This window comes from Micromonospora zhanjiangensis (genome assembly GCF_042650605.1).
GTDB classification, from domain to species: Bacteria; Actinomycetota; Actinomycetes; order Mycobacteriales; family Micromonosporaceae; genus Micromonospora_J; species Micromonospora_J zhanjiangensis.
Map to the genome: position 1 here is coordinate 11,984 of NZ_JBHSBN010000038.1, position 23,317 is coordinate 35,300.

At 72.3% G+C, this 23,317-nt stretch carries 15 protein-coding genes; 7 read left to right on the forward strand and 8 right to left on the reverse strand.

Features of this window, described 5'->3' with window-relative positions; genetic code table 11:
- Nucleotides 1–15: 15 nt before the first annotated feature.
- The 6 genes from adhE to ACFOX0_RS30885 all read left to right on the forward strand — a co-directional run bounded on the left by adhE (nt 16) and on the right by ACFOX0_RS30885 (nt 10,551).
- Entirely contained in the window at nt 16–2,682 is a 2,667-nt protein-coding gene (adhE, locus tag ACFOX0_RS30860) for a bifunctional acetaldehyde-CoA/alcohol dehydrogenase (protein WP_377552602.1), read from the forward strand.
- 104 nt (nt 2,683–2,786) lie between these two features.
- Entirely contained in the window at nt 2,787–5,036 is a 2,250-nt protein-coding gene (pflB, locus tag ACFOX0_RS30865) for a formate C-acetyltransferase (RefSeq protein ID WP_377552604.1), read from the forward strand.
- A 5-nt stretch (nt 5,037–5,041) separates the two neighbouring features.
- Nucleotides 5,042–5,788 carry a pyruvate formate-lyase-activating protein gene (pflA, locus tag ACFOX0_RS30870; RefSeq protein WP_377552606.1) on the forward strand — a complete coding sequence of 249 codons (747 nt, stop codon included), beginning with the start codon at nt 5,042–5,044 and terminating at the stop codon, nt 5,786–5,788.
- A gap of 196 nt (nt 5,789–5,984) precedes the next feature.
- Entirely contained in the window at nt 5,985–7,454 is a 1,470-nt protein-coding gene (locus ACFOX0_RS30875; RefSeq protein ID WP_377552608.1) for an RICIN domain-containing protein, read from the forward strand.
- A gap of 290 nt (nt 7,455–7,744) precedes the next feature.
- Complete coding sequence (locus tag ACFOX0_RS30880) at nt 7,745–8,797, forward strand: SMP-30/gluconolactonase/LRE family protein (RefSeq protein ID WP_377552610.1); 1,053 nt, start codon at nt 7,745–7,747, stop codon at nt 8,795–8,797.
- A 32-nt stretch (nt 8,798–8,829) separates the two neighbouring features.
- Nucleotides 8,830–10,551 (forward strand): PQQ-dependent sugar dehydrogenase, encoded by a 1,722-nt coding sequence (locus ACFOX0_RS30885; protein ID WP_377552612.1) that lies wholly within the window; start codon nt 8,830–8,832, stop codon nt 10,549–10,551.
- A 105-nt stretch (nt 10,552–10,656) separates the two neighbouring features.
- Here the strand turns inward: ACFOX0_RS30885 and ACFOX0_RS30890 are convergent, their stop codons facing one another.
- The 5 genes from ACFOX0_RS30890 to ACFOX0_RS30910 form a co-directional block, all read right to left on the reverse strand.
- A complete protein-coding gene (locus ACFOX0_RS30890; protein ID WP_377552614.1) occupies nt 10,657–11,760 on the reverse strand; it encodes a glycoside hydrolase family 53 protein in 1,104 nt (367 codons plus the stop codon).
- A 157-nt stretch (nt 11,761–11,917) separates the two neighbouring features.
- Nucleotides 11,918–12,970 (reverse strand): LacI family DNA-binding transcriptional regulator, encoded by a 1,053-nt coding sequence (locus ACFOX0_RS30895; protein ID WP_377552616.1) that lies wholly within the window; start codon nt 12,968–12,970, stop codon nt 11,918–11,920.
- Nucleotides 12,971–13,005: 35 nt separating this feature from the next.
- A complete protein-coding gene (locus ACFOX0_RS30900; protein WP_377552618.1) occupies nt 13,006–13,908 on the reverse strand; it encodes a carbohydrate ABC transporter permease in 903 nt (300 codons plus the stop codon).
- 2 nt (nt 13,909–13,910) lie between these two features.
- Nucleotides 13,911–14,858 carry a carbohydrate ABC transporter permease gene (locus ACFOX0_RS30905; RefSeq protein ID WP_377552620.1) on the reverse strand — a complete coding sequence of 316 codons (948 nt, stop codon included), beginning with the start codon at nt 14,856–14,858 and terminating at the stop codon, nt 13,911–13,913.
- A gap of 64 nt (nt 14,859–14,922) precedes the next feature.
- Nucleotides 14,923–16,230 carry an ABC transporter substrate-binding protein gene (locus ACFOX0_RS30910; protein WP_377552622.1) on the reverse strand — a complete coding sequence of 436 codons (1,308 nt, stop codon included), beginning with the start codon at nt 16,228–16,230 and terminating at the stop codon, nt 14,923–14,925.
- 204 nt (nt 16,231–16,434) lie between these two features.
- On the opposite strand from ACFOX0_RS30910, the gene ACFOX0_RS30915 reads away from it, so the two are divergent.
- Complete coding sequence (locus ACFOX0_RS30915; RefSeq protein WP_377552624.1) at nt 16,435–18,738, forward strand: beta-galactosidase; 2,304 nt, start codon at nt 16,435–16,437, stop codon at nt 18,736–18,738.
- A gap of 28 nt (nt 18,739–18,766) precedes the next feature.
- On the opposite strand, the gene ACFOX0_RS30920 is transcribed toward ACFOX0_RS30915, so the two are convergent.
- The 3 genes from ACFOX0_RS30920 to ACFOX0_RS30930 all read right to left on the reverse strand — a co-directional run bounded on the left by ACFOX0_RS30920 (nt 18,767) and on the right by ACFOX0_RS30930 (nt 23,268).
- Entirely contained in the window at nt 18,767–20,764 is a 1,998-nt protein-coding gene (locus ACFOX0_RS30920; protein ID WP_377552626.1) for an ATP-binding cassette domain-containing protein, read from the reverse strand.
- 125 nt (nt 20,765–20,889) lie between these two features.
- Nucleotides 20,890–21,954, reverse strand: coding sequence for an LLM class flavin-dependent oxidoreductase (locus ACFOX0_RS30925; protein ID WP_377552628.1), 1,065 nt, complete (start codon nt 21,952–21,954; stop codon nt 20,890–20,892).
- 84 nt (nt 21,955–22,038) lie between these two features.
- Nucleotides 22,039–23,268 (reverse strand): vanadium-dependent haloperoxidase, encoded by a 1,230-nt coding sequence (locus tag ACFOX0_RS30930; RefSeq protein WP_377552630.1) that lies wholly within the window; start codon nt 23,266–23,268, stop codon nt 22,039–22,041.
- Between the last annotated feature and the right edge of the window lie 49 nt (nt 23,269–23,317).

Here is a 23,317-nt window from a genome sequence, read left to right on the forward strand (position 1 = left end):
GAGGAGGACTGAGCAGTGCTGAACCAGGTAATCACGCCGGTGGACGCGGCGGTCGACGCGCGGGTGCCCGCTCCGGCGCAGCTGGCGGTCGACGCGCTGGTCGCGGACGCGGCCAAGGCGCTGGAGGAGTACGGATCGCTCACCCAGGAGGACGTCGACCGGATTGTCGGCAAGGCGTCCGTGGCGGCGCTGGACCGGCACGGCGCACTGGCCGAACTGGCGATCGCGGAGACCGGCCGCGGCGTCTTCGAGGACAAGGCGGTGAAGAACATGTTCGCCGCCGAGCACGTCACGCACGGCATGGCGGGCCTGAGGACCGTCGGCGTCGTCGCCCGGGACGAGATCGACGGCATCGTACAGATAGCCGATCCGGTCGGCGTCGTCGCCGGCATCACCCCGGTGACCAACCCGACCTCCACGGTGATCTTCAAGAGTCTGCTGGCGCTGAAGACCCGTAACCCGATCGTCTTCGCCTTCCACCCCGCCGCCCAGCGGTGCAGCGCCGAGGCGGCGCGGGTGGTGCGGGACGCCGCGGTCGACGCCGGCGCACCCCGGCACTGCGTACAGTGGATCGAGAAGCCGGCGCTGGCCGCCACCCGGGCGCTGATGCACCACCCCGGGGTGTCGGTGATCCTGGCGACCGGCGGCAACGGCATGGTCCGCGCCGCCTACTCGGCGGGCAAGCCGGCCCTGGGCGTCGGCGCGGGCAACGTGCCCGCGTACGTGCACCGCGACGCCGACGTCGGGCGGGCCGTGCACGACATCGTCCTGTCGAAGACCTTCGACAACGGCATGATCTGCGCCTCGGAACAGGCCGTGGTCCTCGACGACGCGGTGTACGGCGCCGCGATCGCCGAGTTCCGCCGGCTGCACGCCCACCTGGCGAGCGCCCGGGAGAAGGCACTGCTGGAGCGGTTCCTCTTCCCCTCGACCGGCGACGGCCCGGCGACCGGCGACGGCGCGAACCGCGCCGGGGTACGGATCAACCCGGAGGCCGTCGGACGGCCCGCGCCGTGGATCGCGCAGCAGGCGGGATTCGCCGTGCCCGCCGGCACGTCGCTGATCCTGGCGGCGGCCGACGAGGTCGGCCCGGCCGAACCGCTGACCCGGGAGAAGCTCTGCCCGGTCCTGGCCGTGCTGCGCGCCCAGGACCAGGAGCAGGGCTTCCGGTACGCCGAGCAGATGGTGGAATTCGACGGGCTGGGCCACAGTGCCGTCATCCACACCGGCGACGCCGCCGTCGCCGAGCAGTTCGGCATGCGGGTCAAGGCCGTCCGGATCATGTGGAACACGCCCGCGTCACAGGGCGGCATCGGCGGGATCTACAACGCCTTCCTGCCCTCGTTGACGCTCGGCTGCGGCAGCTACGGCCACAACTCGGTGTCGAACAACGTGTCGGCGATCAACCTGATCAACATCAAGCGGGTCGGCCGGCGGACCAACAACCTGCAGTGGTTCAAGGTCCCGCCGAAGATCTACCTGGAACGCAACGCGATCCGGTACCTGCGGGACATGCCCGGCGTCGCCCGGGTCACCATCGTCACCGACCCCACCATGACCCGGCTCGGCTACGTCGACCGGATCAGCCGGGTCCTGACCGACCGCCCGACTCCGGTCACCATCCAGGTCATCGACAGCGTCGAACCGGAACCCACGATGGACACCGTCCAGCGCGGCGCCGAGGTGATCCGCGCGTTCCGACCCGACACGATCATCGCGCTCGGTGGCGGCTCCCCGATGGACGCCGCGAAGGTCATGTGGCTGCTGTACGAGCATCCCGACGTGGTCTTCGCCGACATGAAGGAGAAGTTCTCCGACATCCGCAAGCGGGCCTTCCGGTTCCCGGCCCTGGGCGCCCGCGCCAAGTTGGTCTGCGTTCCGACCACCTCCGGTACGGGTGCCGAGGTGACGCCGTTCGCGGTGATCACCGATGCGGCCGGCGGGCAGAAGTACCCGCTCGCCGACTACGCGCTCACCCCGAGCGTGGCGATCGTGGACCCGGCGCTCACCGCCGACCTGCCGCCCTCGGTGACGGCCGACAGCGGCTTCGACGCCCTCACCCACGCCACCGAGGCGTACGTGTCGGTGTACGCGAACGATTTCACCGACGGCCTCGCGTTGCACGCCATTCGACTCGTCTTCGATCACCTGGAGCGGTCGGTGACCGCCGGCGCAGCCGACCCGGTGGCCCGGGAGAAGATGCACAACGCCGGCACCATCGCCGGCATGGCGTTCGGCAACGCGTTCCTGGGCATCGTGCACGCGATGTCGCACACCCTCGGTGGCACGTTCCACATCGCGCACGGGCGGACCAACGCGATCCTGCTCCCCCACGTGATCCGGCACAACGGGACCGTGCCCGGCAAGCTGACCGGCTGGCCGAAGTACGAGCGGTACACCGCCCCGGAACGGTTCCAGGACATCGCCAGGATGCTCGGACTGCCGGCCGCCACCCCCGAGGAAGGCGTCGAGTCGTACGCCGTGGCGGTGGAGCGGCTGCGCGCGGCGGTCGGCCTGCCGGCGACCTTCGAGGCGGCCGGCGTGCCCCGGGACGCGTTCCTCGCCGCCCTTCCCCAGCAGGCCATGAACGCCTATCTGGACCAGTGCGCCCCCGCGAACCCGCGGATGCCGATGCTCGACGACATGCGGGAGCTGATGCGCCGCGCCTACGACGGCGGGTGAACGGGGACCCGGCGGTGCGGACGTCCCGGCGGGCCGGGTCTTTCGACCCTGACCGGCGCCCCGGCCGCCGGGAAGGCTGGGAGTGAGGGCAAGGAGGAGGAGTGATGCATCCACGACACACCGACCGGCCGGACGCCTGGCGCGGGTTCGCGGGCTCGGCCTGGCGGGAGCAGATCGACGTCGCCGCGTTCATCCGGGACAACGTCACCCCGTACGCCGGCGACGGGACCTTCCTGGCCGGGCCCACCGACCGCACCCGCGACCTCTGGGCCGGCCTGCGGGAGATGTTCGCCGAGGAACGCCGGCGCGGCGTCTACGACGTGGACCCGCACACGCCGTCGACCATCACCTCGCACGGTCCGGGCTACCTCGACCGGTCGCGGGAGTTGATCGTCGGACTGCAGACGGACGCGCCGCTGCGCCGGGCGATCATGCCGAACGGCGGCCTGCGCATGGTGGAGAACGGGCTGGCGGCGTACGGCTACCGGCTCGACCCGGAGGTGAAGCGGATCTTCACCGAGTACCGCAAGACGCACAACGACGGGGTCTTCGACGCCTACCCCCGGGACGTGGTCGCCGCGCGCCGGTCGCACATCGTCACCGGCCTGCCGGACGCCTACGGCCGCGGTCGGATCATCGGTGACTACCGCCGGGTCGCGCTGTACGGGGTCGACCGGCTCGTCGCCGAGCGCCGGGCGGCCAAGGACCGCCTCGACGACGCGCCGTGCACCGAGGCGGTGATCCGCGACCGGGAGGAACTCGCCGAGCAGATCCGGGCCCTGGCCGACCTGACCCGGATGGCGGCGAGCTACGGCCACGACATCACCGGCCCGGCGGCCACCGCCCGCGAGGCGATCCAGTGGTTGTACTTCGCCTACCTGGCGGCCACCAAGGACCAGAACGGTGCCGCCATGTCGCTCGGCCGGACCGCCAGTTTCCTCGACATCTACCTGCACCGCGACCTGGTCGAGCACCGGCTCACCGAGACCGACGCGCAGGAACTCGTCGACGACTTCGTGATCAAGCTCCGGATCATCCGGTTCCTCCGGACGCCGGAGTACGACGCGCTGTTCTCCGGCGACCCGACCTGGGTGACCGAGGCCCTGGGCGGCATCGGCGCCGACGGTCGCCCGCTGGTGACCCGGACCAGCTTCCGCTACCTGCAGACCCTCTACAACCTCGGCCCGGCGCCCGAGCCCAACCTGACCGTGCTCTGGTCGCCGGCCCTGCCGGTGGGGTTCAAGCGGTTCTGCGCCCAGGTCTCGCTGGACACCAGCGCCATCCAGTACGAGAACGACGAACTGCTGCGGCCCGCGTACGGTGACGACACCGCCATCGCCTGCTGCGTCTCGGCGATGCGGGTGGGCCGGGACATGCAGTTCTTCGGCGCCCGCGCCAACCTGGCCAAGGCGCTGCTGTACGCCGTCAACGGCGGCCGGGACGAGATCACCGGCGAGCAGGTCGCCCCGCCCACCGAGCCCGTCGGCGGCGAGTACCTCGACTACGACGAGGTGCTGGCCGCGTTCGACCGGACCCTGGACTGGCTGGCGCGGACCTACGTCCGGGCGCTCAACGTCATCCACTACATGCACGACCGGTACGCCTACGAGCGGTTGGAGATGGCCCTGCACGACTATCCCGTGCGGCGCTTCCTGGCCACCGGGATCGCCGGGTTGTCGGTGGCGGTGGACAGCCTCTCGGCGATCCGGTACGCCCGGGTGAAGATGCTGCGCGACGAGACCGGTCTGGCCGTCGACTACGCGGTCGAGGGCGACTACCCGGCGTTCGGCAACAACGACGACCGGGCCGACGAGATCGCGGTGTGGCTGGTCCGTACGTTCATGGCCAAGGTCCGGCGGCAGCCCACCTACCGGGACGCGGAGCCGACCCTGTCGGTGCTCACCATCACCTCCAACGTCGTCTACGGCACGCACACCGGCAACACCCCCGACGGCCGTCGGGCCGGTGAGCCGTTCGCGCCGGGCGCCAACCCGATGAACGGTCGGGACCGGCACGGCCTGGTCGCCGCGGCCCTGTCGGTGGCGAAGCTGCCGTACGACAGTGCCCGCGACGGCATCTCGCTGACCGCCACGGTCACCCCGGACGGCCTCGGCCGGCTCCGCGAGGAGCGGATCGACAACCTGGTCGGCGTCCTGGACGGGTACACCGACGCCGGCGGCTTCCACCTCAACGTCAACGTGCTGGACCGGGCCACGCTGGAGGACGCGATGCGGCATCCGGAGCGCTATCCGAACCTGACCGTCCGGGTCTCCGGCTACGCGGTCAACTTCGTCCGGCTGACCCGCGAGCAGCAGCGCGACGTCATCTCCCGCACCTTCCACGGCCGGCTGTGACCGTCATGGCCGACACGCTGACCGGGGCCGTCCACTCCTTCGACGTCTCGACCGGGGTGGACGGCCCCGGCACCCGATTCGTGGCGTTCCTCGCCGGCTGCCCGCTGCGGTGCCGGTACTGCCACAGCCCGGACACCTGGTACCGGCGCAGTGGCCGGCCGATGACGGTCGACGAGTTGCTGCTGGAGATCCGCCGGTACGAGCGGTTCATCAAGGTGGCCGGCGGCGGCGTGACGGTGTCCGGCGGGGAGCCGCTCATGCAGCCGGACTTCACCACGGCGGTGTTGCGCGGCGGCAGGTCCCTCGGCCTGCACACCGCCCTGGACACCAGCGGCTTTCTCGGCGACCGGGCCACCGACGACCTGCTGGACGCGACCGACCTGGTGCTGCTGGACGTCAAGTCCTGGGACCCGGGCACCTACCGCCGGGTCACCCGGACCGGCCGGGTCGCACCCACCCTGCGGTTCGCCCGCCGGCTGGCCGACCGGGGCACCCCGATGTGGATCCGCTTCGTCCTGGTGCCGGGTCTCACCGACGAACCGGACAACGTCGCCGGCGTCGCGGACTTCGTCGCGGGCCTGACCACGGTGGAACGCGTCGACGTTCTGCCGTACCACCGCCTCGGCGTATCGAAGTACGCCGCCCTGGGCCTGCCGTACCCGCTCGCGGACACCGCGCCACCGGACCCGGAGCTGGTCGGCCGGGTCGTCGAGCAGTTCCGCGCCCGCGGGCTGGAGTGTCCCGCGCGGTGAGGCCCGGTGGCCGCGACGCCCGCCACCGAGACCGTTTCGCGGGTGTGTGCCGAGCGTGTTGACGACAGACATCATACGAGTTACTTTTACGTCCATCGATAGAGATGTCGATCCGTTCGACGATTTCCCACGTCGGGGAGTCGGCGCTCCGACGAGCGGCGCGACAGCCGAGACTTCTCCCTCCCACGAGGATCCGATGGACGCGAAACATCAGATGTATCGGCCCGGCCACACCCGGGGTCTCCTGCCCAGATCGGCCGGACTGCTGCTGGCGGCCGTGCTCGCCGTCGTGGGTGCGGTGGCTGTGCGGCCGGCACCGGCGCACGCCGCCACCAACCAGTTCCGCGGGGTCAACTGGGCCGACCAGCGGGACAACTTCGTCAACGGCGTGCTCTACGTCTCCGGGCTCGGCGCGTCCGACACGTACGCGTCGGCGGCCACGGTGGCCGACCGGGTGGTCGGCCAGATGTACTCGCTCACCGGCGCGAACACCGTCCGGATGCCGGTCAACGAACCGACCGTGGCCAACTACTGGGGGACGTACACCGGGGCGATCGACACGGCACTCGGCAAGGGCAACGTGTTCCTCGCGTACTGGGCGTACAGCGGCGGCCGGCCGGCCAACACCAACGCCTTCTACCAGATGTGGGACGCGATCGTCGCCCGGTACGCCGGCAACCCGAACGCCTACTTCGAGGTGATCAACGAACCGTCCGGCTACAGCGCCACGGACCTGACCAACCTGTACAACACCTGGCTGAACCGCTATCCCACCGTGCCGCGCGGCCGGGTGATCCTCGACGGCACGGGCCTGGCCCAGGACGCCGCCCCGATCGGCCGGGACAGCCGGTTGACCAACACCCTGATCGGGATCCACGACTACTCGTTCTGGGGCAACTTCGAGGACGAGACCACCTGGGCCAACCACATCAACGGCTACATCGGGGCGTACGCCGACCGGGTGGTCGTCACCGAGTGGGGCGGCCCGATGACCCGGGGCAGCAAGAACGGTGTCACCTACGATCCGATCGACTACAGCATCCCCAGCGGGTCGTTCTTCGCCGACTACATCCGCGGCGTCAGCGGCCAGCTGCGCGCCCTCGGCGTGGGCAGCGTGTACTGGCCGGGGCTGCGCGACGGTGACTGGTACAGCATGACCAACAAGACCGGCAGCGGTGCGAACATCCAGCTGACGGTGCCGAACGGCTCGGGGCTGGGCCGGCTGCGGTACGCCTGGGGAACGGGCGACGCCGGCGGCACGTACGTGGCCGTCCGCAACGCCGCCACCGGCCGGTACGTCGACGGGCTGGGCAGCACCGGCAACGGCGCCAACGCCGGTCAGGGCAGCGACGCGAACGCCGCGAACGGGCAGTGGGTCGTCGAGAACTCGGGCACCTACGTCCGGATCCGCAACCGCGCCACCGGCCTGTACCTCGACGGCATGGGCCGCACCACCAACGGCGCCGCGGTGGGCCAGTACGCGAGTTCCGGCAGCAACAACCAGCAGTGGTCGGTGCTGACCGACGCCAACAACGTCCGGATCCGCAACCGCGCCACCGGCCTGTACCTCGACGGCGCGGGCAGCACGGGCACCGGTGCCGCACTGGTCCAGTGGAGCGACTCCGGCAGCGCCAACCAGCGGTGGAAGATCGTGGCCGCCGGCTGAGCGACACCAGGTCTCCGGTGGTCAGAGGTCCACCGGACCCGGAGCCGACCCGCTGACCGGGACGGGTGGGCATTCCGGAGCGGCCGGTCCATCCCTTGGCGGACGGAAGGGGATGGACCGGCCGGCACCTCGCGCGTTCCCCCGACGGCCCCGCGGGGTCGACTCCGGCCGGGTCGACCGGCGGCACCGGCCGCTGCGGATCGGCGGACCATCACTTACGCTCTTTGATAGGCGTACGTCGATGCAATGTCCCGCCGGCCCGACGGCCGCGCGCCGATTGGAGCGACCCGATGACCCGGCTGCCCAGAACCGCAGCGCTGACCAGCCTCCTGCTCACCCTCACCGTCACCGGGCACCCGGGAGCCGCTCTCGCCGGTGGTGTCAGCGCCCGACCGGTGACCAGCCACGCCCTCGCCGGGCCACCCGGCGCCCCGCCCAATGTCTGTCCACCCGGCGCCGGCTACGGATCGCCGCTGCCGGCCACCTCGGTCACCGCCACGAAGATCCGCGGCGGCTTCGCCTTCCTCGAGGGACCGGTGTGGCTCGCCGACCGGGGCTCCCTGCTGATGTCCGACATGGCGGCGGGGACCGGCCCGCAGAACGTCCAGCCGTCGGCCATCCGCCGGTTCACCCCGCCGGGCACGTTCGACACCCTCATCGCCGCCGCGGGCAGCAACGGGCTGGCCCTCAGCGCCGACGGGCAGCGGATCATCGCCGCCACGCACGACCAACGCAGCGTCTCGTCGTACCGGCTCGACGACCTGAGCCGCACCGTGGTGGCCGCGAACTACCAGGGCCGGGCGTTCAACTCGCCCAACGACGTGGCGGTCCGGTCGGACGACGTCGTCTACTTCACCGACCCGAACTTCCAGCGCGGTAACCGGCCCGACCAGATGGGCGGGCGTACCGGCGTCTTCCGCGTCGCGGGCGGCCAGGTGTCGCTGGTCGACGACACGCTGCGGCAGCCCAACGGCATCGCGCTCGCCCCCGACGGCGGCACCCTCTACGTCGGCGCCTACGGCGAGAACAAGATCTACCGGTACGCCGTCCAGCCCGACGGCAGCACCGGACCGCGCAGCGTCTTCGTGAACTACGTCGGCGGCCCGGACGGCGCCACCCTCGACTGCGCCGGGAACGTCTACTGGGCGTCCGGCTTCGACGGTCTGGTGCACGTGTACTCACCGGCCGGCACCCAACTCGGCACGATCCGGGCCGGCGGCACCGGCACCACCAACGTGGCCTTCGGCGGCCCCGACCGGCAGACCCTCTACATCACCTCGGGCCCCACCAACGACTCCGGCCTGTACGCCGTGCGGCTCAACGTGCCCGGTTACCCGTACTGACCGACCATCCCGACGCGAAAAGGACCCGTCACGTGCCCAACCATCGTCACCCGATCCTGTCCGCCGCGCTGGCGCTGCTGACCGGCGCCGGCCTCGCGCTGGCCGGCGCCCCCGCGCCCGCCGCGGCCACGGCCGGGCCGGCGGCCACGACGCCGGACCCCGCCGGCCGGCTCGCCGCCGACACCACGCCGCCCACCGCCCCGACCAACCTGCGCTCCTCCCGGCTGACCTGCCAGTCCGTCACGCTCACCTGGTCGGCCTCCCGGGACAACGTCGGCGTCGCGTTCTACGACATCTACCACGACGGCCAGCAGGTCACCTCGGTCACCGGAAGCACGCTGACCGCCACGCTCGCCGTGGCCCAGGGCGTCACCTGGGGGTGGTACGTCAACGCCCGCGACGCCGCCGGGAACGTGTCGCAGGCCAGCGCCACGCTCAGGGTCACCCCGCCGTTCTGCCAGCGCGACACCCAGCCACCCACCGCGCCGACCGGCCTGACCGCCACCGTCAGCGGCACGGACGTCACGCTGACCTGGACGGCCGCCACCGACAACGTCGCGGTCACCGGCTACGACATCCGGCGCGACGGGGTGACCGTCGGCTCGGTCGCCGGCACCGCGACCAACCCGCCCGCGACCAGGTTCACCGACACCGGACTGGCCGCCGACACGGACTACGCGTACACGGTGGTGGCCCGGGACGCGCAGGGCAACGTCTCGACGGCCAGCGCCGCGGTGTCGGCGCACACCGGATCGACCTGCACGAGCCCCGTCTGCGGGACGACCGAGATCACCACCGAACGGGACCTGCCGTGGGGCCTGGTGCAGTTGCCCGACGGCACCGTCCTCTACGGACGGCGCGACCTGTTCGACATCGTCGCCATGAAGCCCGACGGCACCGACAAGCACAGCATCGGCACGGTCCCGAACGTCGCCGGCACCAACGGCGAGGGCGGCGTCCTCGGCCTGGCCGTCTCCCCCGACTTCAGCACCGACCGGTGGTTGTACATCTACCACACCACCACGACCGACAACCGGATCGTGCGCATCCGCTACGACGGCACGCTGCGCACCGACACCGTCCAGGTGCTGGTCACCGGCATCCCGCGCAACAAGTACCACAACGGCGGCCGGCTGCGCTTCGGTCCCGACGGGATGCTCTACGCCGCCGCCGGTGACGGCCAGAGCCCGGACCGCGCCCAGGACATCAACGACCTGGGTGGCAAGGTGCTCCGGCTGCGCCCGGACGGCGGCGTGCCGGCGGACAACCCGTTCGGCAACTACGTGTGGAGCTACGGCCACCGCAACCCGCAGGGCCTGGCGTTCGACTCCCGGGGCCGGCTGTTCGAGCAGGAGTTCGGCAACAACGTCATGGACGAGACCAACATCATCGTCAAGGGCGGCAACTACGGCTGGCCGGCCTGTGAGGGCACCGTCGGCACCTGCGCCAACGCCGGCTACGTGGCGCCGGTACGCACGTACCCGGTCGCCGAGGGGTCGTGCAGCGGCATCGCCATCGTGCGCGACGTGCTGTACATCGCCTGCCTGCGCGGTGCCCGGCTGTACCGGGCCCGGATCAGCGGTGACACCCTGACCGACGTGCAGCAGTACTTCGTCGGCACCTACGGCCGGCTGCGCACCGTCGAGCCGACCCTGGACGGCAACCTGTGGCTGACCACCAGCAGCGGCGGTGACAAGGACAGCATCCCGAACAACAGCAACGAACGGATCTTCAAGGTCCGGCTCGGCGGCTGACGAGACCGGACCGCCCGCGCCGGCCGGTCCCCCTTCGGCGGGAGGCCGGCCGGCGCGCGCGACCGTGGTACGCCGGACCGCGCCACGGCTCCGGTCAGGACACCGTCACGAGGTCCAGAACAGGTTCGGGTTCACGTGCCCGGTCCAGTCGAAGACGGCCATGTTGTCCCAGCCGTCGCCGGTCCCGTTGATGTCCGCCGGGTCCCAACCGTTGCCGCGGATCGCGTACCAGGTGGGTTCCCAGTAGAAGACGCCCACCGCGCCGGCGTTGCGCGCGGTGTTCTGCACCCAGCTGAACTGCTGCGCCTGCCCCGCCCAGGTGGCCGGGATGTTCTCGCACAGCGTGCTGCCGGGGATCGAGTTCGGCGTGCCGTCGGCGTCCGCCGTGGTGAACTGGTACGCCGTCTCGGCGATCACGACCGGCTTGCCGTAGCGCGCCTTCATGTCGGCGATCACGTTGTACAGGTTCGCCAGCGTGCCGTGCCACATGCAGTAGTAGGACAGCGCGGTGACGTCCCAGGTCACGCCCTGCGCCCGGATCCCGTCGTAGAACCAGCGGGCGTTCGCGTCGCTGTCCGCGTCGGCCGTGTGGATCCACACCTGGGTGCCGCCGTTGCACGCCTTGGTGGCGTTGTAGCCCTGCTTGAGCAGGCTGGCCAGCGGGGCGAAGTTGTTGTTGACCACCTTGCCGGTGGGCCACAGCATGCCCACGTTGATCTCGTTGCCGATCTGCACCGAGTCCGGGGTGGTGCCCTGCGCCTTCAGCGCGGTGCACACGTCGTAGGTGTAGTTGTAGACGTCGGACTGCAACTGGCTCAGCGAATGCCCGGCCCAGGCCGCCGGCGGGTACTGCTTGCCCGGGTCGGCCCAGGTGTCCGAGTAGTGAAAGTCGATCAGCAGCTTGAAGCCCTTGGCCTTGATCGTCCTGGCCTGCTGGAGCACCTTGGCCTTGTTGTTGTAGCCGCTGGCCGGGCTGTTCCAGACCCGCAGGCGCAGGTAGTTGGCGCCCTTGGAGCGGAGGATGTCGTACGGGTCGGCCTGGGCGCCGGACGCGGCGTAGTACCGGGCGCCGAGGTCGAGGCTGCGCTGCAACGACGAGACGTCCGCGCCGAGCATGGTGAGGGTGTTCGCCGCGTGTGCGGGAGCGGCGAGGGCCAGCGGGGCGGCGAGAACGACCGCCGCCACGAGGGCCCGGATGGACAGTTTCATGGCGCTCTCCTTCACATGGGGGAAGGGATGCGGGACCGTCCGGCGGCGCTGCGGGACGGTCGTCGGGGGTGAACAGGCGTCCGGCGGCCCTGCCGGACGGGCCAGGAGGCCGGGGCGGATCGCCCGGCGACGGTGTCCGGCCCGGCCGGCCCGGTGCTCAGGCCGGCGCGGGCGAGGAGGAGCGGAGGACCAGACTCGTCGGCACCGTGACGGCGAGCGGGGTACGCCCGGCGATCACGTCGGTGAGCAGCCGGACCATCTCCTCGCTGATCCGGTCGAGCGGATGGCGGACCGTGGTCAGCGGCGGGTCCAGCGTGGCGGCCAGCCCGGAGTCGTCGAAGCCCACCACCCGCACGTCCTCGGGCACGGCCCGGCCGGCCGCCCGGAGCACCGGCAGGGCCGCGGCCGCCATGGCGTCCGAGGCGGCGAAGACCGCGTCCAGGTCGGGCGCCCGCCGCAGCAGCGCCCGCATGGTCTCGGCACCGCTGCCCCGGGTCCAGTCGCCGTGCCCGATGCGGTCCGGTTCGACCGGCAGCCCGTGCGCGGTCAGCGCGTCGGCGTAGCCGTGCAACCGGTCCACCCCACCCGAGGTGTCCTGCGGTCCGGCGATGGTGGCGATGCGTCGGCAGCCGGCCGCGATCAGGTGTTCCACCGCCGACCGGGCGCCGCCCCGGTCGTCGGCCGCCACCGAGCTGATCACCTGCTCGTAGCCGAGCACCCGGCCGCACGCCACGATCGGCACCTCGGCCCGGACCAACTGGGCCAGCAGCGGGTCGCCGGAGTGCGGCGAGACCAGCAGCACCCCGTCGACGTGCCCGCCGGAGAGGTACGCCACGGCGCGGTCGCGCTCGTCGGGGGTGGAGGCGATCATCAGGATCAGCGTCAACTCCCGGCCGGAGAGCGCCTGCGCCACGCCGCGCAGCAGCACCGAGAAGTTGGGGTCCTCGAAGAGCAGGTGCTGCGGCTCGGTGAGCAGGAAGGCGATCGAGCCGGACCGGCCGGTGGCCAGCGACCGGGCGTGCGGGTTCGCCCGGTAGCCGGTCCGGGCGATGGCGTCCCGCACGGCCCGGAAGGCCTCGGGGCTGACCCACTCCCGGCCGTTGAGCACACGGGAGACGGTGGCGTAGGAGACCCCTGCCTCGCGCGCGACGTCGCGGATGGTGGGCCGCTTGCGCCCCGTACCAGGCGAGGTCGGCACGGGTTGGATCATAGTCTGCGCCCGTTCCCCGGCCGGCCATCGCGCCGTCACGCCTTGACCGCGCCGGCGCCCAGGTCGACCCGCCAGTAGCGTTGCAGGCCGAGGAAGAGGGCGATGAGCGGGACGACCGACAGCAGCGCTCCGGTGATCACCGAGGTGTACATGGCCGGCTGCTGGACGCCCTGGTTGAGCAGGCCGGTCAGGCCCACCGTGACCGGGAAGAGGTGTTCGTCGCCGAGCATGATGTACGGCAGCATGAAGTTGTTCCAGATCGCCACGAACTGCAGCAGGAAGACGGTGACCAGGCCGGCCCGCATCATCGGCAGCGCCACCCGGCCGAAGGTGCGCCAGTCGCCGGCGCCGTCGATCCGGGCGGCCTCGATCACCTCGGTGGGCACCGCCGCCGCCGCGAAGACCCGACACAGGTAGATCCCGTACGGGCTGATCACGCTGGGCAGCAGCACCGCCCAGTAGGTGTTGGTCAGCCCGACCTTGGCCAGCAGCAGGTACTGCGGGATGGCCAGGATGACACCCGGCACCAGCACGCCGGCCAGCAGCACGTGGAAGACGACCGACTTGCCGGGGAACGCGTACTTGGCGAGGGCGAAGCCGGCCATCGCGGACACCAGGGTGGACGCCGCCCCGCCGAGCCCGGCGTACAGGGCGGTGTTGGCCAGCCAGCGCCAGTAGAGACCGTCCCGATACCCGCTGAGCGCGCCCAGGTTGTCGAACAGGTGGGTGCTCGGCGCGAGGGTGAACGTCGAGAAGAGTTCCCCGGCGTTCTTGGTCGACGCCACCAGCACCCAGAACACGGGGAACAGGCAGTACAGGGCGCCGATCAGCAACAGCACGGTGGCCGACGGGCTGATCGGCCGGTCGGCACGGCGCCGGCCGGCGGGTGCCGACGACCTGGTCGCGGGGGCCGGCCGGAGCGCGGTCGGAACGGACACGGTCAGTCCTCCTGGTTGAAGGCGCGGGCGCCGACGAGCCGGAGGAACCCGAGGGACACCGCCAGGGTCGCCAGCGCGATGACCACCGAGGTGGCCGCGGCCGAGTGGACGTCGTTGCGGGTGAAGGCGTCCCGGTACACCTTCATCAAGGGGGTCCAGGTGCTCGAGATGGTGTTGCTCAACGGGCGCAGCGTCATCGGTTCGGCGAAGACCTGCAACGTGGCGATGAGGGAGAAGACGAAGGTCATGATGAGCGACGGCAGCACCATCGGGATCTTGACCCGCCAGGCGATCTGCACGTCCGAGGCGCCGTCCAGCCGGGCCGCCTCGACCAGGCTGGTGGGGATGGTCCGCAGCGCGGTGTAGATCACGATCATGTTGAAGCCGGTACCGCCCCAGACCGCGATGTTGGCCACCGCCCACAGCACCGACGGTCCGGCGAACAGGTCCGGCATGCTCAGCCCGACCCTTTCCAGGACGTCGGCGGCCGGGCTGACCCGGGGCAGGTAGAGGAAGCCCCACAGCAGCGACGCGATCACCGCCGGCACCGCGTACGGCAGGAAGATGGCGGTCCGGGCGAAGGTGCCCACCCGGGTCCGTCCCGCGTCCAGCAGCAGCGCCATGAGCAGGGCCACGCCGAGCATGGTGGGCACGACGATCAGCCCGTACGCCCCGATCCGGTAGATGCTGGGCAGGAACTCGGGGTCGGTCAGCGACCGGGCGTAGTTGTCCAGCCCGGCCCAGACCTCTGTGCGCGAGCCGACGCCCAGGCCGAGGCCGCTGACCCGGACCCGGCGCAGGCTCAGGTATCCGGCGTAGCCGATCGGCGCGGCGAGGAACGCGGCGAACAGGACGAGGGCGGGCGCCAGGAACGCGTACGGCACGCCGGCCCGACGGCCCCGACGGCTGGCCGGCCGGAGCGTACCGGTGGGGGTGGGGGACGGCGTCACGGCGGTCACCTTCCGTCTGCGGTTGTGGTCGCGGTGCGGCGCCGGGCCGCACCGCGCCTGCGGGTCAGCCGGCGAGCTTGAAGCCGGTGTTCTTCATGTCGTCGACGGTGGTCCGCTGCATCGTGCTCAGCGCCTCGGTGAAGGCCGCGGCCCGCTTGGCCTGGGCGGCCTTGCCGAAGGCGTCGCTGTACGCGCTGTAGGCGACGTTGACGTTCGGACCGTAGGTGAACGGGTTGGTGGCCTTGGCGGACGCCTCGGCGATGGCGTAGAAGTCGGCCTGCCCGGCGAAGAAGGCCGGCGGCGCGGTCAGCGCGGTGGCGGTGGCGTCGAGCGAGGCGGGGTAGACGTTGGCGGTCGCGGCCAGCGCCTTGACCGACGCGGGGTCGGTGTTCAGCCAGGCGGCGAACTCGGCGGCCTGCTTGCGGTGCTTGCTCTGGCTGGTGACGCTGGTCGCCGAGCCGCCCCAGTTGCCGGTGGCCGGCTTGGCCGGGTCCCACTGCGGCAGCGCTGCGACCTTCCATCTGCCCTTGGTGGAGGCGGCGTTGTCCGCCAGTACGCCGGGTGCCCAGACGGCGCTGAGCCAGCCCACCTGGGTGCCGTCGTTGAGCGCCGCGTTCCACTCCGGGGTGTACATCGGCTTGTTGTCGACCACGCCCTCCTGCACCAGCCCGCCCCAGTAGTCGGCGACCTTGCGGGTGGTGGGGTCGTCGATGGCGACGGTCCAGGCGTCGCCGCGCACCCCCCACCAGGAGGCGCCGGCCTGCTGGGCGAGTCCGGCGAACCAGCCCGGGTCGTTGGCCGAGAAGGTGCCGAGGTACTGCTTCGCGTTCGCCGCGTGGATCTTCCGCGCGGCCGCCGCGTAGTCGTCCCAGGTGGCGGGCGGCGCGAGGCGCAGCGCCTCGAAGACGTCGGAACGGTAGTAGAACATCATCGGGCCGGAGTCCTGCGGCACGCCGTAGACGGCCTCGGAGCCGAGGGTGACGGCGTTCCAGGCCGACTCGGAGAACTTCGCCTTCCGGTCGCCGACCTCCTTGGCGATGTCAGCGACGGCGTTCGCCGAGACCAGGGTGGGGATCTTCTGGTACTCGGCCTGCATCACGTCGGGGGCGCCGCTGCCGGCCTTGATCGCGGTGAGCAGCTTGGTGACGGCCGGGTCACCACCGTCCTGCTTGTTGACGGTGACGTGGACGTCGGGGTGGGTGGCGTTCCAGCCCTCGACCACCTTGTCCATGTTCGGCGCCCAACTCCAGTAGGTGAGTTCCACCTTCTCGCCGGGCTTGCCGCCGTCGCCCGGCTCGTCGGAACCGCTGCACGCGGTGGCGGCGAGCAGTGCCGCGACCAACACCCCGGCGAGCGGGATTACCTTCTTCATCCATCCTCCTCGATCGGCTGGTCATCGTCGACCTGACTGGCCACCGTCGGGAGGAGAAAGCATCGGCGCCCGAACAGGACCTGTGACCGGTCACAGTGATACGCGTCTTCTTACTTGTCAAGGGCTTGCTTCCAGCCGGTTAACAAGCGGTATCCTCCCCGACCAGCACCTGTGATCGGTTACAGTCGCCGCGAAGGAGCCATCGTGCCCCAGCCCCTCTCCGTCCGGCATCAGCCCTGGTCGGCACCGCCACGCCGGCCGCGGATGAGCAATCGGGAGGACGCCCGGCCCGGCATCGCGCTGACCGACCGCCACCTGTTGCGGCACGGCGTACCGGTGGTGCCGGTCTCGGGCGAGCTGCACTACAGCCGGCTGCCCCGGCACCGGTGGCGGCAGCGGCTCCGCCAGCTGCGGGCCGGCGGCGTCACGGTGGCCAGCAGCTACGTCTTCTGGCTGCACCACGTCGAACACCGCGGCGAGCCGCGGTTCGACGGCAACCTGGACGTCGCCGCCTTCGTCGACCTGGCCGTCGCCGAAGGGCTCGACGTGATCCTGCGCATCGGCCCGTGGTGCCACGGCGAGACCCGCAACGGCGGCTTCCCGGACTGGGTACGGCGGGCCGACGTCCGGCACCGCACCGACGACCCGGCCTACCTCACCCTGGTCGGCGAGTGGTTCGGCCAGCTCGCCACCGCCCTCGACGGCCGCTGCTCCCCCACCGGACCGGTGCTCGGCCTGCAACTGGAGAACGAACTCTACGACCAGCCCGGTCACCTGCTCACCCTCAAGCGGCTGGCCCGCGCGGCCGGGCTGTCCGCCCCGCTCTGGACGGCCACCGCCTGGGGCAGCGCCGACCTGCCGGCCGAGGAGGTGCTGCCGCTCTACGGCGGCTACGGCGACGGTTTCTGGGTGGACGCCGACGCGCCCTGGGACCCCACCTTCCGCGACCACTACTTCTTCTCCCACGTCTGGGACGATCCGGGGATCGGGGCGGACGTGCGACGGTTGCGACCGGGTCCGGGCGAGACCGGACCGCCGCGTACCCCCTCGACGGACTTCCCGCCGGCCACCTGCGAACTCGGCGGCGGGATGGCCACCGCCTACCACCGCCGGCCACGCCCGGCCGCCGCGGACGTCGCCGCCGTGGCCCATTGCAAGATCGGCAACGGCTCCGCGTGGCAGGGCTACTACATGTACGCCGGCGGCACCAACCCGCCCGGTGAGCACGGCATGCAGGAGTCCCACGGCACCGGATACCCCAACGACCTGCCCCGGCTCGGCTACGACTTCCACGCCCCGATCGGCGAGGCCGGGCTGCTCGCCGACAGCCACGCCGAACTGCGCCGCCAGCACGCGTTCCTGGCCGCGTTCGGCGCGACGCTCGCGGACATGCCGTCCAGCCTGCCGCAGGTCCGCCCGACCGGGGTGGAGGACGACCGGACCCTGCGCTGGGCCCTGCGCAGCGACGGCAGCAGCGGTTTCCTCTTCGTCGCCTGGCACCAACCGCACGTGCCGCTGCCGGTCCACCCCGACGCCCGGTTCCGGGTGGTGCTCGACCGGGAGGAGATCCTGCTGCCCGCCCGGCCGGTCGACATCCCGGCCGGCACCCTGGCCCGCTGGCCGCTCGCGCTGACCGCCGGCGGGGTACGCCTGGACTGGGCTACCGCCTCCGCGCTCACCCTGCTGCCCGGCGAGGTGCCCACTCTGGTGCTGGTGGCCGAGGCCGGGATCGAGCCGGAGTATTCGGTCGGCGGCGTCGCCACCGCCGCCCGGCCGGGCCTGGACCCGGTCCGCCTCCGGACGACCGGTGGCGCGTTGGACCTGCTGGTCCTGCCCGCCGCCGTGGCCGCCGACGTCTGGGTCTGCGAGGCCGGCCCGGTCCGACGGTTGCTGCTGTCCGCCGAGGAGCTGAGCTGGGATCCGGACGGCCGGATCGAGGCGTACGGGCCGGCGCGGGTCTACGACCCGGTCCCGGGCGCCTTCGTCGATCTTCCGCTGACCGACGACCATCCCCGCTCGGCCGGGCCGACGGAGCCGGTGGTGGTCGAACCGGTCCGGGCCGCCGGGACGGTGCCGGTCGGCTACGGCACGTTCGACGGCCGGCAGTCGGCGCCCACCCCGGCGACCTTCGACGCGTTGGCCGCCGTCTACCGGGTGCCGCTGCCCGGCTGGGTGGCCGATCCGTCGCTCGACTGCTACCTGTGCATCCGCTGGGCCGGTGACATCGGCCAACTCCGGGTGGACGGCCGTCCGGTCACCGACCGCTTCTGGGACGGCTCGGTGTGGACGGTCAGCCTGCGCGACGCCGGAGTACGCGCCGGCTCCGAGGTGACCCTGCACCTGCTGCCGCTGGCCACCGGTTCGATCGTCGGGCTGCCCCGGGACGCCCGGGACCGGCTGGCCGGGACCGACGGGCAACTGCTGTCCGTCGACGCGGTGCTGGTGCGGGCCCGCACGTCCCGGTCCGAGCGCCGGAAGCCGGAAGCCGGTGTGCCGTCAACCGCCTGACGGGCCCGGGTCCGGGACACCCCCTCCGTCAGGCGGGTGACAGCACGCCGTCCGCTCCCGGCTCGCCGTCGGCCGGGCGCACGGGTCTGCCGGCGGTGGCGTCGTACCCGGCGGCCTGGATGGAGAACAGCTCCGCGTACCGGCCGGCGGCGGCCATCAGGTCGTCGTGGCCGCCCTCCTCGACCAGGCGGCCGTGGTGCAGGACGAAGATCCGGTCGGCGTGCCGGACGTTGGCCAACCGGTGGGTGATGAGGATGGTGGTGGCCCGGCCCTGCCGGTCCCGGATGGCCTGGAACAGGGCCTCCTCGGCGCGCGGATCCAAAGCGGAGGACGGCTCGTCCATGATGAGCAGTTCCGCGTCCCGGAGGAACCCACGGGCCGCCGTGATCCGCTGCCACTGGCCGCCGGAGAGGTCCTGACCGCCCGCGAAGGTGCGGTCCAGCAACGTCTCGTACCCGTTCGGCAGCTCGCGGATCATGTCGTGGGCCGCGGCCCGGGCCGCAGCGGCCTCGATCCGGTCCCGGCGGGGCTCGGTGCCGACGTCACCGAGGGCGATGTTGGTCGCGGCGGTGAACGGCCACTTGTGGTACTCCTGGGTGACCACCGCGGTCCGGGTGCGCAGCTCGTCGGCGTCCCAGTCGACCAGCGGCCGGCCGTTCCAGCGGATGGTCCCGGTCGTGGGGGTACGCAGATTGGCGATCATCGCGGCGAGGGTGGACTTGCCGGAGCCGTTCTCGCCGACGAACGCCACCGTCTGCCCGGCCCGGATGGTCAGACTCACCCCGTCCACCGCGGCGGTGTCCCGCTCCGGGTAGCACAGGCTGACCGCGTCGACGGCGATCTCGCGCAACCCGTCGGGCGTCGCGCCCGGCGACTTCGGCCGCTGCGGCAGATATGCCGCCGCGCGGGTCATGAACCCGGTGTAGTCGCGGAAGTGCTGACCCTCGGTGTAGACGTGGTCGACCTGGTACGTGACGACGGCCAGCGACCGCTGCGCGGACTGCACGGCGACCACGCAGGTCGCGGCGGCGGCGAGCGGGACCTGCCCGTCCACCAGGAGCAGCCCGAGCAGTACGTACACCACCGCGGTCGCCACGCCCGTGATCATCGCTCCGACCGTGGTGGTCGTGGTGACCCGCCGGGCCAGGGCGAGCTGGATGCCGGTCTCCACCCCCATCACCCGGTCGTACTGGTCCAGCAGGAACCGGCGCAGCCCGTAGGAGCGCAGCTCGGGTGCCGAGTCCCGCTCGGCCATCAGCCGGTGCAGCAGCCACAACCGCCGCCGGCGCACCGAGCCGGCCGCGTACGTCTGGTAGCGCAGGTGGCCGGCCCGCAGGGACGCCCACGCGTTCGGCAGGGTGGCCACCAGCAGCGCCACCAGCAGCAGCGGGTGGATCACCACGACCGCGACCGCGACGGCGAGCAGCCCGGCCAGCCCGGCCAGCAGGTTCATCGACGACTGCACGAGGCCGGTGGTGGAATCCGCGCCCCGGGACGCGCGCTCCATGTCGTCGGCGAACGCGTCGGCGTCGAACGCCGCCAGCCGTACCGCGGTGGTCACCTCGAACAGCCGGCGCTCGACCTCCCGGTCCACCTTCGGGGTGAGACCGTTCTGCGCGTAGCCCATCGCGGTGGCCATCCCGGCCCGGACCGCCGTCGCGGCGGCCAGCGCCGCGAGGGCCGGCAGCGCCGCGACCACCTTGTCCGCGGTCGGTCCGCCGGCGAACAGCTCGACGAGCACCCGCTGCGTGGCCAGCAGCCCGAACGCGGCCATCAGGCCCGCGCCCACGGTCGTGGCCGCCACCACGAACGTCCGGGTCCGGTCGGCCCGCCAGCTCACCCGCACGGCGGCCCGGACCAGGCCGGGCAGCTCGGCGAAGACGGCGAACAGGCCGGCCTTGGCCCGCGCCCGCATCCCCGTCTCCCACCAGGTGGTCCGCAGTTCCGGCAGGATCGACTCGGTCGCCGCGGGGTCCGGCCGGTCGGCCGCGGTCGCTGCGTGCGTCGAGGACGCGGTCTGGGTCATGGACGAACCTCCCAGGGACGGCGGGCGCACCGTGCGGTCACGGGCGGCCGGCGACGGACCGCCGGCATGGCTCGCAGTATCCGGGAAGGCACCGACAGTTACGAGCAGGATCGGGGCGCCGGCGGTCAGTCGCGCAGCAGCGGCAGCAACTGACGGCCCTGACGTTCGATCTCCGGCAGGTACGGCGTGTCGGAGAGCACGAAGTGGCTGATCCCGAGGCCCCGGTACTTCTGCAACGACCGCGCGACGTCCTCGGCCGAACCGACCAGCCAGGTCGTACCCGCTCCCCCGCCGCCGTACCGGCCGGGGGCGGTGTAGAGATTGTCGTCGAGCACCTCCGCGCGGGTGGCCAGGTCGAGCAGCCGTCGCTGGCCGACGGCGGCCCGCCAGTTCGGGTCGCGCCGGTGGGCGCCCTCGGCCGCCGCCATCTTCGCGACCTTGGCCTCCGCGTCGGCCCAGGCCTGTTCGGTGGTGTCCCGCACCAGCGTGGTGACCCGCAACCCGAACTCCAGCGGGGCGTGCTCGCGGCCGAGCCGCTCGGCCAGCCCTCGGAGCCGGTCGATCCGCTCCGCGACGCCGTCCAACGGTTCACCCCAGAAGAGTTGGACGTCGGCCTCGGTGGCGGCGACCCGCTCGGCGGCCGCGGAGGCGCCGCCGAAGTAGAGCCGGGGATGCCGGCGCTCCCCGCGTACGACGGTCCGGGGCAGCACCGTGGCATCGGTGACCCGGAAATGCTCGCCGTGGTAGGTGACCCGCTCCCGCGTCCACAACCTGCGCACGATCCGGATGAACTCGCGGGTGCGGTCGTACCGGTGGGCCTGGTCACCCTCGCTGTCGCCGTACGCCGGCAGGTTGTCCTTGCCCGAGACGATGTTGACCAGCACCCGGCCGCCGGTGAGGTGATCCAGGGTCGCGGCGGCCGAGGCGAAGTTGGCCGGTCGCCAGTAGCCCGGCCGCACGGCGATCAGCGGCTGGAACGTCGTGGTCCGCGCGGCCAGCGCGGCGGCGACTGTGAACGTGTCGGGCCGCCCCCAGCCGGTGCCGATGAGCGCACCACCCCACCCGTGTCCCTCAAGGGCCCGCGCGTGCCTGGTGAGGGTGGCCAGGCTGTTGTGGTCGTCGACGACATCGTCGCCGCGGTGTCCCGGCTCGGCCTGGTTCGGGATGTACCAGAGGAACTGCGAACTCATGCGGGGATCTCCCTGTCGGACGTGGTGGCGAGGGGTGACGCCGGGGCGGGGCGGCCGGCCCGGCGCCCCGCCCCGGCGGGCCGATCAGCCGAACAGCCGGTACGCGTTTCGGACGGTGTGGGCGGCGACGTCGCGGCCGAGCCGGACACCGACCTCGTCGGCGGTACGGGTGTGGATGCCGGACCACACCCGGGCGTCCCCGTTCTCCCGGGTCGGGCCCCGCCAGTCGGTGTAGGTGCGGGTGACACCGGGCTGGCTCGGGCTGGTGACGGTGTACGGCTGCCGGGCCCGCGGCCCGACCAACGCGGTCAACACCCCTTCCGCGGCACCCGCGTACGTGTTGTGCCCGCTGGGGTAGTCCGGGTGCGCGGGAGTGGTGTGCAGGGGTGTCCACGTCGGATCGTCCCCGGCCCGGATGGCGGTGACTGGCCGCCACCGCAGGTAGGCGTACTTGGTGTCGGAGGTGGCGATCTGGGTGTCGACGAGCGCCACGTGGAAGAGCGCCACCAGGGTCACCCGTTCGGCGATCGGCCGGGTGGACCGGGCCAGCGCCGCGCGCAGGATTCCCGTGTAGATGGTGAGCGACGAGCCGAGCCAGAAGGTCGCCGTGTCGGTCTGCGCCGGGGTCCGTACGGTGCTGTCGGCCGCGCCGTACGCGCGCACCTCGGCGAGGTCCGCACGGTAGCGCGCGCTGGTCAGCGCGGGCGGTGGACCGGGCCGGTACCGGTCGGCCCGGTCCAGCAGGAACGGCCGGGCGAACCGGGTGCCGGCCTGCTGGGCCGGGGTGAAGGTCGGCGGGGTGGGCTGCCAGACGCCCGGTTCCGCCGCCGGGGCGGGATAGGTCGGGTTGACCGAGGCGGGATCGAGGCCGTCGTCGGCGCGGCGGCCCAGTAGCGAGCGGGCCTCGGTCCGGCCGGCGCTCACCCCGCGGTCCTTGGCGCGTCCGGCGGGAATGCGCCCCAGCGTGCCGGCCAGAGCCGCGTCGAGCGAGGCCGCGCTCTCCGGGAGCAGCGCGCTCAGCGCCGTGTGTACGGCGGAGGCGAGCGCGGCGTCCCGGTAGTCCCGGTCCGCCCCGGCGGGGGTGGCCCGCAGGGCGCGGGCGGCGGCGAGCCACCCGATCGCCCACGCGCGGTTGTTGGTCACCTGGGGTCGGGTGCTGGTGGCGACGGCGGCGGCGGTGACGTCGTACCACTCGAGCGCGGTGTCGACCGGCGCGGCCGCGACCGCCGGTGCGGCCGGCAGGCCGGCCACCAGCGCGGCGACGGCGGCCGCCGCCACGGTACGACGGCGGCCGGCACGGGTGAGCAGGGGCATGGTGTGGTCACTCCTCACGGGCGGGGTCGGGCGGGTATGCGGTGAGCCG

Excerpts from the sequence above, each read along its gene's own strand:
- pflB (WP_377552604.1), top strand. The coding sequence starts at position 2,787 with ATGCATCCACGACACACCGACCGGCCGGACGCCTGGCGCGGGTTCGCG.
- pflA (WP_377552606.1), top strand. The coding sequence starts at position 5,042 with ATGGCCGACACGCTGACCGGGGCCGTCCACTCCTTCGACGTCTCGACC.
- ACFOX0_RS30875 (WP_377552608.1), top strand. The coding sequence starts at position 5,985 with ATGGACGCGAAACATCAGATGTATCGGCCCGGCCACACCCGGGGTCTC.
- ACFOX0_RS30880 (WP_377552610.1), top strand. The coding sequence starts at position 7,745 with ATGACCCGGCTGCCCAGAACCGCAGCGCTGACCAGCCTCCTGCTCACC.
- ACFOX0_RS30890 (WP_377552614.1), bottom strand. The coding sequence starts at position 11,760 with ATGAAACTGTCCATCCGGGCCCTCGTGGCGGCGGTCGTTCTCGCCGCC.
- ACFOX0_RS30895 (WP_377552616.1), bottom strand. The coding sequence starts at position 12,970 with ATGATCCAACCCGTGCCGACCTCGCCTGGTACGGGGCGCAAGCGGCCC.
- ACFOX0_RS30910 (WP_377552622.1), bottom strand. The coding sequence starts at position 16,230 with ATGAAGAAGGTAATCCCGCTCGCCGGGGTGTTGGTCGCGGCACTGCTC.
- ACFOX0_RS30920 (WP_377552626.1), bottom strand. The coding sequence starts at position 20,764 with ATGACCCAGACCGCGTCCTCGACGCACGCAGCGACCGCGGCCGACCGG.
- ACFOX0_RS30925 (WP_377552628.1), bottom strand. The coding sequence starts at position 21,954 with ATGAGTTCGCAGTTCCTCTGGTACATCCCGAACCAGGCCGAGCCGGGA.
- ACFOX0_RS30930 (WP_377552630.1), bottom strand. The coding sequence starts at position 23,268 with ATGCCCCTGCTCACCCGTGCCGGCCGCCGTCGTACCGTGGCGGCGGCC.